This window comes from Dactylosporangium sp. CA-139066 (assembly GCF_050936175.1).
GTDB lineage: Bacteria > Actinomycetota > Actinomycetes > Mycobacteriales > Micromonosporaceae > Dactylosporangium.
Genome location: NZ_JBNJNH010000001.1, coordinates 325,838 through 341,143 on the forward strand (window position 1 = coordinate 325,838; position 15,306 = coordinate 341,143).

Genomic DNA, 15,306 nt, shown 5'->3' on the forward strand with positions numbered 1-15,306 from the left:
GCCAAGATCGACGCTTCACGACGCCATAGGATGCGAATCGTGACGAGTGACTGCCTGTTCTGCCGGATCGTCAAAGGTGACCTCCCGGCGACCGTCGTGCATGAGACGGCGACCACCCTGGCGTTTCGCGACATCGGGCCCAAGGCGCCCGTCCACGTCCTGGTGATCCCCAAAGAGCATCATGCCGACGTCGCCGCGCTGGCCGCGGCCGACTCCGGGCTCGCCGGGGAGGTGCTCGCGGCCGCCGCCGCCGTGGCCGAGGAGGAAGGGCTGACCGGGGGCGGGTTCCGGGTCATCTTCAACACCGGGGAGCACGGCGGGCAGGAAGTCTTCCACGTGCACGCGCACGTCCTGGGCGGGCGGGCGCTCGGGCCGATGGTCAGCGCATGAAGGCCGTCCAGCGGTACCAGAGAATGGTCCAGAAGGTCCAGGCGGACGGCCGGGTGCCGGGGATCAGCGTCGCCGTGCACCGCGCGGATCGTCCACTGTGGACCTACCAGGTCGGTGAGGGGGTCGACGCCGGCAGTCAGCTGCGGATGGGGTCGATCACCAAGACGTTCACGGCGGTGCTGGTCATGCAGTGCCGCGACGATGGGCTGCTCGAGCTCGGCGATCCGATCGCGCGGCACCTGCCCGTCAAGGCGCACGGGGAGCTGACCGTCGGGCGGATGCTCTCGCACCTGTCCGGGCTGCAGCGCGAGCCCTACGGGGACATGTGGGACACCATGCAGGCGCCGGACGTGGAGACGCTGCTCGCCCAGCTCGACCGGGCCGAGCAGGTGCTGCCGCCGGGGCGGCGGTTCCACTACTCCAACCTGGCGATCGCCCTGCTCGGGCACCTCGTCGGGCGGCTGCGCGGCGGCACGTGGGAGGAGGCGCTGCGCGAGCGGATCCTCGAGCCGCTCGGGCTGCACGACGTCGCCGTCACGCCGCGGCGGCCCATCCCGGGGTACCAGGTCGACGCCTGGTCGGACTACGCCCACCCGGAGCCGCTCGACGACTTCGGGGCCATCGGGCCGGCCGCGCAGCTGTGGAGCACCGCGGCCGACCTGGCCCGCTGGGCGGCGTTCCTGGCCGACCCGCGCGAGATGGACCCCAACGGCACGGTGCTGTCCGCGGCGACCGTCGAGGAGATGCGCGTACCGCAGGCGGTCACCGAGGACGTGCTCTGGGCGCGCGCCTTCGGGCTGGGGCTCATCGTGCAGCCGCAGCCGGGGGCCGAGCGGGTCGTGCACGTGGGGCACGACGGCGCGATGCCGGGCTTCCTGGCCGCGGCCTACGGCCGGGTCGGTGGTTCCGGCACGCCGAAAGGCCTGGCCGTCGCCTCCCTTGGATCATCCGGTACCGCGGGAGAGGTCACCGAGCTGCCGCATGAGCTGCTCGCCGCCGTGGTGGAGCACGACCCGGCCGACATCGAGCCCTGGGTGCCCGGTCCGGCGGCGCCGCCGGAGTACCGCTCGGCGCTGGGCCGCTGGTGGGGCGAGGGGTTCGAGTACACCTTCAGCTGGCACGACGGCACCCTGCACGCCCGCGCCGTCGAGGCGGTGGCCAAGCGGCCCCCGGCGGTGTTCGCCCCGGTCGACGGGGAGCCCGACGTGTTTCGCACCGTGTCCGGCCGCGAGGCGGGCGAGCTGCTGCGGCTGACCCGCGACGCGGACGGCCGGGTGGTGCGGATGCACTGGGCGACGTACCGCTTCACCCGGGGGCAGGAGGCCTTCGACGGGCACCGCTTCTAGCGGTTGATCAGCGTGAACACGGCCCCGTTCGGGTCCTCGATCACGGCCAGCCGGCCGTGCGGGGAGTCGAACGGGCCGTGCTGCACCCGGCCGCCGGCGGCCAGGACGCGCGCGGCGGCGGCGTCGGTGTCGTCGGTGGCGAAGTAGACGGTCCAGTGGGCCGGCACGCCGTCCCAGGCCGACGTCATCGTGAGGCGGCCGGCGACCGGGTCGGCGTCACCGAGGCTCCACGCCGAGTAGTCGAAGCCCTCCGCGCCGGGACCGTCGTCGCCGATGCGGTGCTGCCGGTAGCCGAACAGGCCGTGGTAGAAGTAGTCGGTCACGGTCGGCTCGCGGGTGTTCACCTCGGCCCAGCACAGGGCGCCGTCCTCGTCGAACAGCTGCGAGCCCGTGTGCCGGCCCGGCTCCCACGCGCCGAACGCCGCGCCGGACGGGTCCATCGCGAAGAGCATGCGGCCGTTGTCCGGGATCTCCATCGGCGGCACCAGCAGTTTGCCGCCGTGCTCCTCGATGCGCAGCGCCGTGCCCGGGAGGTCGTGCGACATGAGGTACAGGCTCCAGGCGGCCGGAAGCTGCTCGGACCCGGGCATCGGCGGGCTCATCCCGGCGACGACCCGGCCGTTCTTCAGGCACATCACGTAGTGGCCGAACTCCGGTCCGCTGTCGAGGTACGTCCAGCCGAACAGGGCCTCGTAGAAGTGCCGCGCGGCCGGTACGTCGGCCGCCACGACATCGGCCCAGCAGGGCTCGCCGTCGATGTATCCGGTGCGCTCCACCATCGCTTGAGGCCTCCTGTCGAATCGGTCATCTGCCTCCCTACCAGCACAGGTGGGCCCCGCGCGGGCGAATGGCGACGAACGGCATGATCGGCCGAACCGGTAGGTGGTGAATATGGGATCCGGCCGACGGCCAAAATGAGAAAGGTGACAGCGGCGCCCAGCCGATACCATGAAGAGCCTGGACATCAGCCCAGGCAGGAGCGAGCCCGGAAGCAGGTGCTTGAGGCCCAACGCGGCCAAGGTATGACCGAGACCCCAAACCCCGTGCCGGCAGCATCGCCGGAGCAGCCCGTGCGGGCCATCAGCAAGATCACCGTTCCCGACCCGCACGTGATGGTCAGGCTGCTCGGGGCCGGCGACGAGATTCTCAAGCTCGTCGAGCGGTCGGTGCAGAGCGATGTGCACGTTCGGGGCAACGAGATCACCATCACCGGCGCCGCCGCGGACAATGCGCTGGCCGAGCGCATCTTCAGCGAACTCATCGAGCTGGTACGCAAGGGAGAGATCCTGACCGCGGACAATGTCCGGCGTACCGTCGGCATGCTGCAGCAGAACACGGCCGAGCGCCCGGCGGAGGTGCTGACCCTCAACATTCTGTCCCGGCGCGGCCGCACGATCCGGCCGAAGACCCTGGGCCAGAAGCGCTACGTCGACTCCATCGACCAGCACACGATCGTGTTCGGCATCGGCCCGGCGGGCACCGGCAAGACGTACCTCGCCATGGCCAAGGCCGTCCAGGCGCTGCAGGCCAAGCAGGTCAACCGGATCATCCTCACCCGGCCGGCGGTCGAGGCGGGCGAGCGACTGGGCTTCCTGCCGGGCACGCTCTACGACAAGATCGATCCCTACCTGCGGCCGCTGTACGACGCCCTGCACGACATGATCGACCCGGAGTCCATCCCGAAGCTGATGGCGGCCGGGACGATCGAGGTGGCGCCGCTGGCGTACATGCGCGGCCGCACCCTCAACGACGCCTTCATTATCCTGGACGAGGCCCAGAACACCACGCCCGAGCAGATGAAGATGTTCCTGACCCGGCTCGGCTTCGGCTCGAAGATCGTCGTCACCGGCGACGTGACCCAGGTCGACCTGCCCGGGGGGACCCGAAGCGGCCTCCGCGTCGTCCGTGAGATCCTCGACGGCGTCGAAGATGTCCACTTCGCCGCCCTCGGCAGCGCCGACGTCGTGCGCCACCGGCTGGTCAGTGACATCGTCGACGCCTACGCCCGCTGGGACGAAGCGCAGGAGGCTCAGCAGCCGGTGCGCGCCGTCCCGGACCGCGCCGCACAGGGCGGCCGGCCCGGGCGACGCAGATAGCCTCGGGAGCCCTGTTGTCCATCGAGATCGCCAACGAGTCCGGTGCCGACGTCAACTCCGACACCATTCTCGCGGTGGCGCGCCACGCCCTCGACGAGATGGGTGTCAACCCGCTCGCCGAGCTGTCGATCCTGTGCGTCGACGTGGAGTACATGACCGAGCTCAACCACCGCTGGATGGACGGCGACGGCCCGACGGACGTCCTGGCCTTCCCGATGGACGAGGGTAGCGTCGACCATGGGCCCGGCGAGGGTTCCGGCGAGCCGGCGCTGCTCGGCGACATCGTGCTCTGCCCGGAGGTGGCCGCCAAGCAGGCCGCCACCGCCGGGCACGCCACCATCGACGAACTCGCGCTGCTCACCGTCCACGGCATCCTGCACCTGCTCGGGTACGACCACGCCGAGCCCGAGGAGGAGGCCGAGATGTTCGGCCTCCAGGCCCGATTGCTGGAGAGCTGGCGAAAGTCGTGAGTGACGTCACCCTGCTGACGACGGCCGCCGGGCTCGTCGTGCTGGCGGGGCTGTTCGCGATGACCGACGCGGCGCTCAACGTCGTCTCCCCGGCGCGCGCGCACGAGCTGGCCCGCGAGGGCCGGCCCGGCGCGAGCGCGCTCGAGGTCGTCGCCGCCGACCCGGCCCGATATATCAACCTCCTCCTGCTGCTGCGCCTGCTGTGCGAGCTGACCGCGACCACGCTGGTGGCGCTGCAGACCGCCGCGTGGGTCGGCGGCGACCGCGACTGGCTCGCCGCGCTCATCACCGCCGGCGTCATGACCGTCATCAGCTTCGTCGTCGTCGGCGTGGCCCCGCGCACGATGGGGCGCCAGCACGCCTACCACGTGGCCCGGTTCGCCGCCCCGCCGGTGCGCTGGCTCGGCACGGCCCTGGGCCCCCTGGCCCGCCTGCTGATCCTCATCGGCAACGCGGTGACCCCCGGCAAGGGCTACCGCGAGGGCCCCTTCGCCACCACGATCGAGCTGCGCGAGCTCGTCGACATCGCCGAGCAGCGTGGCGTGGTGGAGCACGGCGAGCGGGACATGATCCACTCGGTCTTCGCCCTGGGCACCACGATCGCCCGCGAGGTGATGGTGCCCCGCACCGAGATGGTCTGGATCGAGGCGCACAAGACCGTCCGCCAGGCCCTGATGCTCGCGATGCGCAGCGGCTTCTCGCGCATCCCCGTGGTCGGGGAGAACGTCGATGACGTGCTCGGCATCGTGTACCTCAAGGACCTCGTGCGCCGCACCGCCGGCGACGACCCGGCCGCGGCGGACATCCCGGTCGCCCAGGTGATGCGCGTCGCCACGTTCGTGCCCGAGTCCAAGCCGGTCGACGACCTGCTGCGCGAGATGCAGGCCAAGCGCACGCACATGGCCGTGATCATCGACGAGTACGGCGGGACGGCCGGCCTGGTCACGATCGAGGACATCCTCGAGGAGATCGTCGGCGAGATCACCGACGAGTACGACGTGGCCGAGCGCCCGCCGATCGAGGAGCTGCCCGACGGCGCCGTGCGGGTCACCAGCCGCCTGCCGATCGAGGACCTCGGCGAGCTGTTCGGCGTGGAGCTGCCCGCCGACGAGGTCGAGACGGTGGCCGGCCTGCTGGCCCAGGCCCTCGGCCGGGTCCCGATCCCGGGCGCGACCGCGGTCGTCGGCGGCCTGGTCCTCGTCGCCGAGGGCGCCACCGGCCGGCGCAACCGCATCGAGACCCTGCTCGTCCGGCGGGCCGAACCGTCGGACGACGACCGCGCCAGCCACGAGACCGAGAGGCAGCACGCCGATGCCTGACCTGTCCGCCGAGGACACCAAGCTGGTCACCCTGGCCCGGGCGGCCCGGGCGCGCATCGGCGCCGTCGAGGGCGCGGCGGTGCGCGACCAGGACGGCCGCACCTACAACGCGGCCACGGTCTCCCTGCCGTCCCTGTCGTTCACGGCCCTGCAGTTGGCGGTCGCGTCGGCGGTGGCGTCGGGCGCGACGAAGCTGGAGGCGGCCGCGGTGGTGACGGAGGCTTCGGCCCTCGACCCGCTGGGCCACGCCGCGGTCCGCGACGTCGCCCCGGCCGCGCCGATCCACCTGGCCACACCGGACGCCGCGGTCTTCGCCACCGTCGAGGACTGACGCTCAGGACGCCTCTCGGGCGGCGTGAGCCCGGACGAGTCCGTCGACGCCGCGCAGGAACGTCTCGCAGATCGGCGCCGGGTCGACCAGGCAGCCGGCCGCCATGGCGCCGTCGCGCAGCATGACGAAGTGCTGCGCGGCGGCCTCGGCCCCGGTTTCGCGGACGCTCGCCATCAGGGTGCTGATCGTGTCGAGGAACCACTGCCGATGCGCGAGGACGGCCCGGTGCACGGGGTGGCCGGGATCGGGATACTCGGCCACGGCGTTGAGGAAGGCGCAGCCGCGGAAGCCGGGGGACCGGATGCCCTGGGCAATCGACTCGGCAATGGCCCGCAGGGCGTCGGGCGCCGGTAGGCCGCCGGCGACGGCCGCGTCCACCTGGCCGCGGATGGCCTGGTCGGCCGCCCGCAGATAGGCGAGGACGAGGTCCTCCTTGCCGGGGAAGTGCCGATAGAACGTGGCCCGGGTCACCTTCGCCTCGGCGATGATCCGATCCACGCCGACCGAGTGGATGCCCTGCCCGTAGAAGATGCCGGCCGCCGTGGTCAGGAGCCGGTCCCGGGCCTCGGACGGCCGGGTCTCGGTGTCGCTGGGCGCCATGGGCCCCATGGTAGCGACAGAACGTTCGGTCTTGACACGTCGACCCTCGGGCGTCATTGTCGAGGAGACAGAACGTTCGTTCTCCCTGAGAGGTCCGCGATGACCACCGTTGCCGCCCCCGGCATCTCGACGACCGCGTCCACCCTGCGACGGCTGTACTTCGTCCGCTTCGCCTTCGCCGTCGTCTGGGCCCTCGTGATGTTCACGACCGCCAAGCACCTCGGCCCGCTCGCCGCGACGCTGCTCGTGCTCTACCCGCTGTTCGACGTGGCCGCGGCCGTCGTCGACGCCCGCGCGTCGCGCGCCACCGGATCGCCCGCGCTGCTGTACGTGAACGTCGCCGTCAGCCTGCTCGCCGCGGCCGGCCTGGCCATCGCCGCCGCATCCGGCATCCCGGCGGTCCTGCGCGTGTGGGGCGCCTGGGCGGTCGTGGCCGGGCTGGTGCAGCTGCTCGTGGCGGTCACCCGCCGCAGGATGGGCGGGCAGTGGCCGATGATCGTCAGCGGCGGCATCTCCGTGCTCGCCGGCGGGTCGTTCATCGCCGGCGCCTCCGCGGACGACCCGGTGCTGACCAACGCGATCGCCTACGCGATCCCCGGCGCCGTCTTCTTCCTCATCTCGGCGATCCGCCTCGGCCGCGCCGCGAAGGGCGCCCTGCCGGCCTAAAGCGTCACCGGCACGACCGGGTTGGGGATCGCGCCGCCGAAGCGGCGGTCGCGTTTGGCGTAGACCTCGCAGGCGTACCAGAGGTGGCGGCGGTCGAAGTCGGGCCACAGGGTGTCGACGGAGACGAACTCGGCGTACGCGGCCTGCCAGATCATGAAGTTCGACGTGCGCATCTCGCCCGAGCTGCGGATCATGAGGTCCACGTCGGGCAGGTCAGGCTCGTCGAGGTAGCGCGCGAACGTCTTCTCCGAGATGCGGTCCGGCTTCAGGCGGCCGGCGGCGACGTCGGCGGCGATGCGGGCCGCGGCGTCGGCGACCTCCGCCCGGCCGCCGTAGTTGACGCACATGGTGAACGTGAGCAGGTTGTTGTGGCGGGTGAGCTGCTCGGCGTACTCGAGCTCGTTGATCACCGAGCGCCACAGGCGGGGGCGGCGGCCCGCCCAGCGCACCCGGATGCCCATCTCGTGGAACTCGTCGCGGCGGCGGTGGATCACCTCGCGGTTGAAGTTCATGAGGAAGCGGACCTCGTCGGGGGAGCGCTTCCAGTTCTCGGTCGAGAAGGCGTACGCGCTGACGTACTTGATGCCCAGCTCCAGGGCGCCCTCGATGACGTCGAACAGGGCGGCCTCGCCGGCGGTGTGGCCGGCGGTGCGGGGCAGGCCGCGCTGCTTCGCCCAGCGGCCGTTGCCGTCCATGATGATCGCCACGTGCTGCGGTACGGCCTCCTTCGGCAGCGCCGGCGGGCGGGCACCGCTGGGATGCTGCGACGGCGGGCGGAAGTTGCTCACGTGCTTTCCTTTCGCAGGGGGCGTTCATCGCGGTCGACGAGCGGGAGCGAGCGTAGTGCCCGCTCGAGGTGCCACTGCAGGTGCGCGGCGACCAGGCCGCTCGCCTCGCGCTGGTGGTTCGCGGCGGCGGCGTCGGCGATCGTCCAGTCGCCCTCGGCCAGCGCCGACATCAGTTCGAGGGTCGCCGGGGCGGGGTGGGCGGCGCCGGGCGGGCGGCAGTCGGGGCAGACCGCGCCGCCGGCCGGGACCGAGAAGCCGCGGTGCGGGCCCGGCGTGCCGCAGACCGCGCACTCGCGCAGCGCGGGCGCCCAGCCGGCCACGCTCATCGCGCGCAGCAGGTAGGCGTCCAGCACGAGGCCGCCGGCGTGCTCGGCCACCGCCAGGGCGCGCAGGGCGCCCAGCGTGAGCTGGAAGAGCCGCAGCGCGGGCTCCTCCTCGACCGGCGTGAGCCGCTCGGCGGTTTCGGCGATGGCGCTGGCCAGGGTGTACCGCGAATAGTCCTCCAGGAACCGCCGCCCGAACAGGTCCAGGCCCTCCACCTGGCTGATCACGTCGAGGCTGCGCCCCTCCAGCAGCTGCACGTCGACGTGGCCGAACGGCTCGAGCCGCCCGCCGAACTTCGACGTCGTGCGGCGCACGCCCTTGGCGACCGCGCGGATGCGGCCGTGATGGCGCGTGAACAGCGTGATGATCCGGTCGGACTCGCCGAGCTTCTGGACCCGCAGCACCACGGCGTCGTCGCGGTAGAGCTTCCCGCGGAAGGCAGCGTTAGCCATATCGGGGCCCAGGACCTCAAAAGCCCAGGCGCCGCAGCTGCTTCGGGTCGCGCTGCCAGTCCTTGGCCACGCGGACGTGCAGGTCGAGGTACACGCGGCCGCCGACCAGGTCCTCGATCTCGCGGCGGGCCCGGGTGCCGACCTCCTTGAGCCGGCTCGCCTGGTGGCCGATCACGATCGCCTTCTGGCTCGGGCGCTCCACGTAGATGTCGGCGTAGATCTTGGTCAGGCCGCTCTCCTCCTGCTGTACCTCCTCGACCAGAACGGCGATCGAGTGCGGCAGCTCGTCGCGGACGCCGTCCAGCGCCGCCTCGCGGATGAGCTCGGCCATCAGCACCTGCTCGGGCTCGTCGGTGAGCATGCCGTCCGGGTACAGCTGGGGCGAGCGCGGCAGGTGCCCGATCATGACGTCGACGAGGGTCTGCACCTGCGCGCCGGAGACCGCGCTGACCGGCACGATGTCGGCGAACTCGCCGAGCTCCTGCACGGCCAGCAGGCGCTGGGCCAGGGTGCCCCGGTCGACGAGGTCGATCTTCGTGACGATCGCGACGAGCGTCGCCTTGAGCTCGGCGATCTCGCCGGTGATGAACCGGTCGCCGCGGCCGATCTCCTCGTCCGCGGGCAGGCACAGGCCGATGACGTCGACCTCGCTCCAGGTCGAGCGCACCAGGTCGTTGAGCCGCTCGCCGAGCAGTGTGCGCGGGCGGTGCAGGCCGGGCGTGTCGACCAGGACCAGCTGGGCGTCCGGCCGATGTACCACCCCGCGCACCGTGTGCCGCGTCGTCTGCGGCTTTGGCGAGGTGATCGCGATCTTCTGTCCGACGATGGCATTGGTCAGCGTCGACTTGCCCGCGTTGGGCCGGCCGACGAAGCAGGCGAAGCCCGCGTGGTACTCACCTTCACGTTGCTGCACGATGTTTCAGGGTACTCAGACTTCCAGCTGCAACTGGCGGGGGCGTTGTGAAGGAGTCGTGCGCGACGACCGGACCGGGTGCTCGGCCGCCGTGGCGACCTGCAGCTCGACCGTCCCCTCGACCAGACCCCGGCCCGCCGAGCGCAGCACGATGCGCCCCGGCATGAGCCGCGACAGCGACGTCGGCACGGCGCTTCGCTGCTCGGTGGCGAGCACCAGGTGCACGCCGACCGCCTTCCCGCCCGCCGCCACCGCGGTGAGCACGTCGTTGAGCAGCGGGTCGTGCCCGTCGACCAGCACCAGCACGCGCGCGCCGGCGGGCTCGCGCAGCGCGGCCCGCTCGGCGACCAGCGCCTCGATCGTGGCCAGCAGCTCGGCGGCGGCCGGGGCGTCGGCGGCGTCCACGCGGTACACCCGCAGCGCCGCCGGGTCGAAGCGCTGCGCGAACGACGCCGCGATCGTGTCGAGCAGGGTGGTCTTGCCGGCGCCGTTCGGGCCGTACACGAGCAGGTGCCCCAGCTCGTCCAGGTCCAGCGGCCACACCTGCACCGACTGCGAGCTGGGCAGGTCGACCATCCCGATCGGCGCCGCGAACGCGGCCCGGGCGCCCAGCGCCCGCGCCCCGTGCTCCTCGTCGTGACCGGGCGTTCCCGCGAAATCCGAGATGTCGGCAATGTCATACGTGGCCAGCAGCGGCGGCTGCCAGGCGCGCGGCTGGTCCGGTACCCGGGCCTCGCGGTGCGCTGCGCTGATCGCCGCCACGAGCCGCTGCAGGTCGCTCGGCCCGTCGACCAGCACGAGGGCCGTGCCCGGCGAACCGGAGGTGTCCGGCTCGCCGGCCTCGTCCGTCTCGGCCGCCGCCTCGAGCAGGCCCGACTCGAAGCGCCAGTCCGACACGATCGTGGGGCCGGCGGAGCGTTCGGAGGGGGAGCGGGCGCCGCCGTAGGCGATCTGGACCGGCTCCGGCTCGGAGGCGCCCGAGCGCACGAACGCGCGCCCCGGCAGCAGCGGCGACAGGTGGGCCGCGTCCGGGCGCTCCAGGACCTCGAGGCTGTCCTGCTCCGTCTCGACCCGCAGCGCGATGCGCAGCGGCGCCTCCGCGCGCAGGTCGTCGTCGATCACGTCGAACGGGTGCGCCGTGGACAGCAGCAGGTGTACGCCGGCGGGGCGGCCCCGCCGCGCCAGGTCGCGCAGGCCGGTCACGAAGTCGGCGGGCGTGGCGGCCAACTCGGCGACGACGATCAGCAGGTTGGCCGGGGCCGCGGCCGGGTGGCGCCGCTCCATCTCCACGATGTCCTTGACCCCGTGCCGGCGCAGGACCGCCTCGCGGCGGCGCACCTCGGCGCCGAGGGAGATCAGGACGCGCCGGGCCATGTACGTGTCGTCGCCGGTGAAGAGGCCCACGGTGTGCGGCAGGTCGGCGCACTCGCCGAACGTGCCGCGCCGGGAGTCGGCGAACTGGGGGTCGATGAGGACGAAGGTGAGGCGGTTGGCCGGGTACGTCGCGGCGAGCCCGGCCAGGTAGGAGCGCAGCAGCCAGGTGCGGCCCGAGCCCTCGGCGCCGGCGACGATGCCGTTGGGGCCGTCGCGGCGCAGGTCGACCACGACCGGGCCGGCGCCGCCGAGGCCGATCGGGGCGGCCAGGCCGCGGTCGCGGGTCGAGGGGACCCAGCGCTTCACGATCGCGCTCGGGGCCGGGTCGCCGCCGAGCTTGAGCGCCTCGCCCAGCGACGCGATGCGCGGGGCGGCGTTGCCGGCCGCGTCCCGGGTGGCGGCCAGGGCGTGCGCGACCCGGTCGGCCACGGCGGCGCTGACGCCCTCGCCGTCGAGCACGACCACGCCGGGCGGCAGCCGGTCGGGCGTCTCGGCGGCGGTGAGCAGGCTGATCCCGCCCCGGGGGCCGTCCTCGACGAGGCGGGCCAGCGACTCCCGCGGTACCGAATCCGGGTCCGGAAGCACCACCACCACGTGCGGCGCGAACTGCTCGGCGATCGCGTGCCGGCCCAGCCGCCGCTGCCGTAGCAGCGCCTCGACCAGGGCCAGCACCCGCCGGCGGTCGTCCTCCTGGGCCGCCACCGTGCGCGCGCCGGGTGCAAACGCGCTGGTCAGCGTGCGGGTGTGGGGGAGCCAGCCGGTCCACGCCCAGTGCTCGGCCTCCTCGGGGGTGCTCAGCACGACCAGCGCCAGGTCGGCCGCGCCGACGAGCGTCGCGAGCTGCACGATCCACGAGCGCAGCACCGCGCGGCGGGCCTCGGGCGGCCCGGCGGCGCCGAGCGCGCCCAGCGCCCGCAGGTCGGCCTCGACCGGGACGTCGGGGTCGACGGCGTGGCGCCGGCGCAGCGCCCCGATGCGGTCGGTGTGGGCCGGGTCGAAGTCGCCGGTGGTCGGGGCCTGCTCGAAGCGCAGCCGGCTCGGCTGGTCGGCGGTGGCCAGGCGCAGGGCGAGGAAGTCGCGGTCGTCGGGGCGGCGGGCCGGCTTCTCCTGCCGGTCGGCGGCCCGCGCCAGGTGGGCGAGGCTGGGCGCCTCGGCCCGCCGCGCCTGTATCACGGCCCGGTGCTTGATCGCCGCGTCCGCCTCGGCCCGGTCCATCGCCGCGGCGAACTCGGCGGCCGGATCGGGGCCGCGGCGGCGCAGGCTCAGGCGGCGTCGTCTGGGCTGCTGCGGTACCGCCGGAAGCCACACCGCCGGCGGCGGACCCTTGGGCGCGGGCGGCTCCGCCGGCACCTCCTCGACGGCGATGAGCGTCTCCCCGAGGCGCAGCAGCTGCCCGCCGGTCAGCGTCACGGTCCCGGTCAGCGGCTCCCCGTCCAGCCGGGTGCCGGCCGGCGAGCGCAGGTCGGTGGCCGCCACCTCGTGGCTGCCGATGCCCAGGTGCAGGTGGCGGCGCCCGGCGGCCGGGTCGGTGAGGACGAGGTCGCCGGCCGGGTCGGTGCCGATCACGAACTCGCCCGGCGGCAGCGGGGCCCACGCCCCGGCGTCCGGGCCGGCCACGACGAGCAGCTCGAAGCGGTGCGCCTCCGTGCGGGCCGGGCGCTCGGGGCGCTGCTCGGGCGGGGCCAGCAGGATCGCGTCGCCGCAGCGCAGGCCCTGGTCGCCCAGCGGCCGGTTGGGGTCGAGGCGGCGGCCGGTGCGGGCCAGCCAGGCCCACGTCGTCTGCTGCGGCCGGTCGGCCGGGTCGAGCAGGTCGAGCAGCGCGGCGATGAGGTCGGCCACCGCGCCGCCCGGGTCGGCCCGCAGCCGCACGGTGCGATCCAGCGTCGCGGTCGAATCTCGCCTCGCCACTCGCACGTCGATCAGCAGGTCCATCGACCGGCCCCCTTCTTCCCGTGCAGCATCGATCCGTCATCGGTTCCAGAAAGCCTGGTGGCGGGGCGGGCGCACTGCAGGGCTCTGCCTCGACAGTAAGCGCCACGACGCCGAGTGGATCGCATCGACGCGCGCCAGGATTTCATGCTATACGCGAGTAAAACGGGCGGAATGCCGCGTGGGTTACCCTCGTGCACCATGACGGTGCGAGTCGCGATGTGGTCAGGGCCCCGCAACATCTCCACGGCGATGCTGCGCAGCTTCGGCGCGCGGCCGGACGCGGTGGTGGTCGACGAGCCCCTCTACGCCCACTACCTGGCCGAAACCGGCCTCGACCACCCGGGCCGGGACGAGATTCTCGACTCCCAGCCGCGGCGCTGGGCCGACGCCGTCGCGGGCCTGCTCGCGCCGGTCGACGCCGCCGTGTTCTACCAGAAGCACATGGCTCACCACCTGCTGCCCCAGGTCGGGCGGGAGTGGCTGGGCGAGGTCGCCAACGCGTACCTCATCCGCGACCCGGCGCACGTCGTCGCCTCCTACGCGAAGGTGCGCGGGGAGCCGACGCTGGAGGATCTCGGGTACCCGCAGCAGGTCGAGATCTTCCGCGCCCACGGCGGCCCGGTCGTGGACGCCGCCGACATCCTGCGCGACCCCCCGGGCGTGCTGTCGGCGCTGTGCGAGGCGCTGGGCGTGCCGTGGGACCCGGCGATGCTGGCGTGGCCGGCCGGGCGGCGCGAGACCGACGGCGTGTGGGCGCCGCACTGGTACGCCGCCGTCGAGCGCTCCACCGGCTTCGGGCCCTACGACCCGCGCCCGGCCGAGGTGCCGGACCACCTGCGGCCGCTGGTCGAGCGGGCCGCGCCGCTCTACGAGGAGCTCGCCGCGCGCAAGCTCTAGACGGCGACCGCGTTGGCCCTGGCGTGCGCCCGGTACAGGTCGGCGATCTGCCTGGTCACCGGGCCCACCTTGCCGTCGCCGATGGGGCGGCCGTCGATCGCCACCACGCCGGCGATCTCGCCCATGGTGCCGGTGCAGAAGACCTCGTCGGCGGTGTACATCTCGACCTGGCCCAGATCGCGCACGTGCACCGGCACGGGGGAGATGCGCAGCACCGTGTCCCGGGTGATGCCCTCCGGGCAGGCGACCGCGCGCGGCGTGTGCAGCTCGCCGCCGGCCACCGCGAACAGGTGGGTGGCGTTGGTCTCGGCCACGAAGCCGCGCCCGTCGAGCATCATCGCGTCGTCGGCGCCGGCGACGTTCGCCTCGATCTTGGCCAGGATCGAGTTGATCAGGTTGTTGTGGTGGATGCGCGGGTCGAGCACGTCCGGGCCGGGGCGGCGCACGCTGCTGGTGACGAGCGTGAGGCCGCCGGTGTCGTACACGGGCGCCTTGAACTCGGCGAGCACGATGAGCGTGCAGCCCGAGGCGTTGAGGCGCGGGTCCATGCCGCTGGTGACCTTGACCCCCCGGGTGAGCGTCAGCCTCACGTGGACGCCGTCGCGCATGCCGTTGGCGGCGAGGGTCTCGCGCAGCGCGGCGACGATGTCCGCGTCGGCGGGGACGCCCTCGAAGCCGAGCGCGGCGGCGGAGCGGCGCAGCCGGGCCAGGTGCTCGTGCAGGCCGTAGACGCCGCCGTCGTACACCCGCAGGCCCTCCCACACCGCGTCCCCGCCCTGCACGACGGAGTCGAACGGGGAGATGCCCGGCTCGTCGCGGTGCCGGAGGGTGCCGTTGACCCAGTACCGCAGGTCCGCGTTGCGTTCGTCGTACCGCTGCAGCATCTAGTCCTCTTTCGCAGTGTCCCCGAGGGCGATCAGCACGTCGCGCAGGCGGTCCGCGGCCGCGCCGACGAGCGCCTCGGACGCCGGGGCGAACAGCCGCGCCTGCGCGCTCGTGACCGCCCGCACGACCTTCTCGGCCGCGGCCACGCCGGCCGGGCTCAGCCGGACCCACGCGACCCGGGCGTCGGCCGCGTCGGGCGCGCGCTCGATGAGCCCGTCCTGCTGCAGCCGGCGCAGCACGTTGCTGATCCCGCCGGAGGTGAGCAGCAGCCCGGAGGCCAGGTCGGACGGCTTGAGCGCGAACGGCGGGCCGGCGCGGCGCAGGGCGGACAGCACGTCGTACTCGGCCGGGGTCAGGCCCGCGGCCGCGGTCTCGTTGCGCACGACCTCCTGCAGCCGCAGCGCCAGGCGGTGCACGCGCTTGCCCAGGGCCATGGACGGCCCGACGATGTCGGGCAGCTGCTCGCGCCACTCGTCGATGACGGCGTCGAGATGGTCTCGGGGCATGTCACGAGACTAGTCGG

General features: G+C 73.4%; 16 protein-coding genes. 8 read left to right on the forward strand and 8 right to left on the reverse strand.

All coding sequences use genetic code 11. The features are described from left to right. The first annotated feature begins 36 nt into the window (after positions 1 to 36). Together ACQEVU_RS01510 and ACQEVU_RS01515 are read left to right on the forward strand one after the other, a co-directional pair. Positions 37 to 390, forward strand: coding sequence for an HIT domain-containing protein (locus ACQEVU_RS01510; protein WP_433334744.1), 354 nt, complete (start codon positions 37 to 39; stop codon positions 388 to 390). Then, the gene (locus ACQEVU_RS01515; protein WP_433319335.1) at positions 387 to 1,736 is read left to right on the forward strand and encodes a serine hydrolase domain-containing protein; all 1,350 of its coding nucleotides are present in this window, start codon (positions 387 to 389) and stop codon (positions 1,734 to 1,736) included. Before ACQEVU_RS01510 ends, ACQEVU_RS01515 begins: the two co-directional genes overlap by 4 nt. On the opposite strand, the gene ACQEVU_RS01520 is transcribed toward ACQEVU_RS01515, so the two are convergent. Next, positions 1,733 to 2,515, reverse strand: a complete 783-nt coding sequence (locus tag ACQEVU_RS01520) for a VOC family protein (RefSeq protein WP_433319338.1) — start codon at positions 2,513 to 2,515, stop codon at positions 1,733 to 1,735. The two genes, ACQEVU_RS01515 and ACQEVU_RS01520, sit on opposite strands and share 4 nt — an antisense overlap. Before the next feature lie 243 nt (positions 2,516 to 2,758). On the opposite strand from ACQEVU_RS01520, the gene ACQEVU_RS01525 reads away from it, so the two are divergent. The 4 genes from ACQEVU_RS01525 to ACQEVU_RS01540 are packed head-to-tail and all read left to right on the forward strand — an operon-like array spanning position 2,759 to position 5,952. Continuing rightward, complete coding sequence (locus ACQEVU_RS01525; RefSeq protein WP_433319341.1) at positions 2,759 to 3,832, forward strand: PhoH family protein; 1,074 nt, start codon at positions 2,759 to 2,761, stop codon at positions 3,830 to 3,832. A 14-nt stretch (positions 3,833 to 3,846) separates the two neighbouring features. Further along, positions 3,847 to 4,302, forward strand: a complete 456-nt coding sequence (ybeY, locus tag ACQEVU_RS01530; protein WP_433319344.1) for an rRNA maturation RNase YbeY — start codon at positions 3,847 to 3,849, stop codon at positions 4,300 to 4,302. After that, entirely contained in the window at positions 4,275 to 5,621 is a 1,347-nt protein-coding gene (locus tag ACQEVU_RS01535; RefSeq protein ID WP_433334746.1) for a hemolysin family protein, read from the forward strand. The genes ybeY and ACQEVU_RS01535 overlap by 28 nt, the downstream gene beginning before the upstream one ends. Further along, entirely contained in the window at positions 5,614 to 5,952 is a 339-nt protein-coding gene (locus ACQEVU_RS01540) for a cytidine deaminase (RefSeq protein WP_433319346.1), read from the forward strand. The genes ACQEVU_RS01535 and ACQEVU_RS01540 overlap by 8 nt, the downstream gene beginning before the upstream one ends. Positions 5,953 to 5,955: 3 nt before the next feature. Here the strand turns inward: ACQEVU_RS01540 and ACQEVU_RS01545 are convergent, their stop codons facing one another. After that, complete coding sequence (locus tag ACQEVU_RS01545) at positions 5,956 to 6,552, reverse strand: TetR/AcrR family transcriptional regulator (RefSeq protein ID WP_433319349.1); 597 nt, start codon at positions 6,550 to 6,552, stop codon at positions 5,956 to 5,958. A gap of 99 nt (positions 6,553 to 6,651) precedes the next feature. Between ACQEVU_RS01545 and ACQEVU_RS01550 the strand changes: the two genes are divergently transcribed. Then, the gene (locus ACQEVU_RS01550; protein ID WP_433319352.1) at positions 6,652 to 7,218 is read left to right on the forward strand and encodes a hypothetical protein; all 567 of its coding nucleotides are present in this window, start codon (positions 6,652 to 6,654) and stop codon (positions 7,216 to 7,218) included. Here ACQEVU_RS01550 and ACQEVU_RS01555 read toward each other — a convergent pair. Genes ACQEVU_RS01555 through ACQEVU_RS01570 form a run of 4 tightly spaced genes read right to left on the reverse strand, consistent with a single transcriptional unit; the run spans position 7,215 to position 13,001 of the window. Next, on the reverse strand, positions 7,215 to 8,006 hold the full coding sequence (locus ACQEVU_RS01555) for an isoprenyl transferase (protein WP_433319355.1): 792 nt from the start codon (positions 8,004 to 8,006) through the stop codon (positions 7,215 to 7,217). The genes ACQEVU_RS01550 and ACQEVU_RS01555 overlap by 4 nt on opposite strands. Then, the gene (recO, locus tag ACQEVU_RS01560) at positions 8,003 to 8,782 is read right to left on the reverse strand and encodes a DNA repair protein RecO (RefSeq protein WP_433319358.1); all 780 of its coding nucleotides are present in this window, start codon (positions 8,780 to 8,782) and stop codon (positions 8,003 to 8,005) included. Before recO ends, ACQEVU_RS01555 begins: the two co-directional genes overlap by 4 nt. Positions 8,783 to 8,798: 16 nt before the next feature. Further along, entirely contained in the window at positions 8,799 to 9,695 is an 897-nt protein-coding gene (era, locus tag ACQEVU_RS01565; protein ID WP_433319361.1) for a GTPase Era, read from the reverse strand. Between the two features lie 15 nt (positions 9,696 to 9,710). Beyond that, the gene (locus tag ACQEVU_RS01570) at positions 9,711 to 13,001 is read right to left on the reverse strand and encodes an FtsK/SpoIIIE domain-containing protein (protein WP_433319364.1); all 3,291 of its coding nucleotides are present in this window, start codon (positions 12,999 to 13,001) and stop codon (positions 9,711 to 9,713) included. Between the two features lie 198 nt (positions 13,002 to 13,199). On the opposite strand from ACQEVU_RS01570, the gene ACQEVU_RS01575 reads away from it, so the two are divergent. After that, positions 13,200 to 13,898 carry an HAD family hydrolase gene (locus ACQEVU_RS01575; protein ID WP_433319367.1) on the forward strand — a complete coding sequence of 233 codons (699 nt, stop codon included), beginning with the start codon at positions 13,200 to 13,202 and terminating at the stop codon, positions 13,896 to 13,898. Here ACQEVU_RS01575 and ACQEVU_RS01580 read toward each other — a convergent pair. Then, the gene (locus ACQEVU_RS01580; RefSeq protein WP_433319370.1) at positions 13,895 to 14,782 is read right to left on the reverse strand and encodes an aminotransferase class IV; all 888 of its coding nucleotides are present in this window, start codon (positions 14,780 to 14,782) and stop codon (positions 13,895 to 13,897) included. The two genes, ACQEVU_RS01575 and ACQEVU_RS01580, sit on opposite strands and share 4 nt — an antisense overlap. Beyond that, positions 14,783 to 15,289, reverse strand: a complete 507-nt coding sequence (locus tag ACQEVU_RS01585) for a MarR family winged helix-turn-helix transcriptional regulator (RefSeq protein WP_433319372.1) — start codon at positions 15,287 to 15,289, stop codon at positions 14,783 to 14,785. Positions 15,290 to 15,306: the final 17 nt, after the last annotated feature.

Coding starts and splice junctions, on each gene's coding strand:
- ACQEVU_RS01585 (WP_433319372.1), bottom strand. CDS start 15,289: ATGCCCCGAGACCATCTCGACGCCGTCATCGACGAGTGGCGCGAGCAG.
- ACQEVU_RS01570 (WP_433319364.1), bottom strand. CDS start 13,001: ATGGACCTGCTGATCGACGTGCGAGTGGCGAGGCGAGATTCGACCGCG.
- ACQEVU_RS01580 (WP_433319370.1), bottom strand. CDS start 14,782: ATGCTGCAGCGGTACGACGAACGCAACGCGGACCTGCGGTACTGGGTC.
- ACQEVU_RS01550 (WP_433319352.1), top strand. CDS start 6,652: ATGACCACCGTTGCCGCCCCCGGCATCTCGACGACCGCGTCCACCCTG.
- ACQEVU_RS01540 (WP_433319346.1), top strand. CDS start 5,614: ATGCCTGACCTGTCCGCCGAGGACACCAAGCTGGTCACCCTGGCCCGG.
- ACQEVU_RS01545 (WP_433319349.1), bottom strand. CDS start 6,552: ATGGCGCCCAGCGACACCGAGACCCGGCCGTCCGAGGCCCGGGACCGG.
- ACQEVU_RS01515 (WP_433319335.1), top strand. CDS start 387: ATGAAGGCCGTCCAGCGGTACCAGAGAATGGTCCAGAAGGTCCAGGCG.
- ACQEVU_RS01525 (WP_433319341.1), top strand. CDS start 2,759: ATGACCGAGACCCCAAACCCCGTGCCGGCAGCATCGCCGGAGCAGCCC.
- ACQEVU_RS01520 (WP_433319338.1), bottom strand. CDS start 2,515: ATGGTGGAGCGCACCGGATACATCGACGGCGAGCCCTGCTGGGCCGAT.
- ACQEVU_RS01575 (WP_433319367.1), top strand. CDS start 13,200: ATGACGGTGCGAGTCGCGATGTGGTCAGGGCCCCGCAACATCTCCACG.
- recO (WP_433319358.1), bottom strand. CDS start 8,782: ATGGCTAACGCTGCCTTCCGCGGGAAGCTCTACCGCGACGACGCCGTG.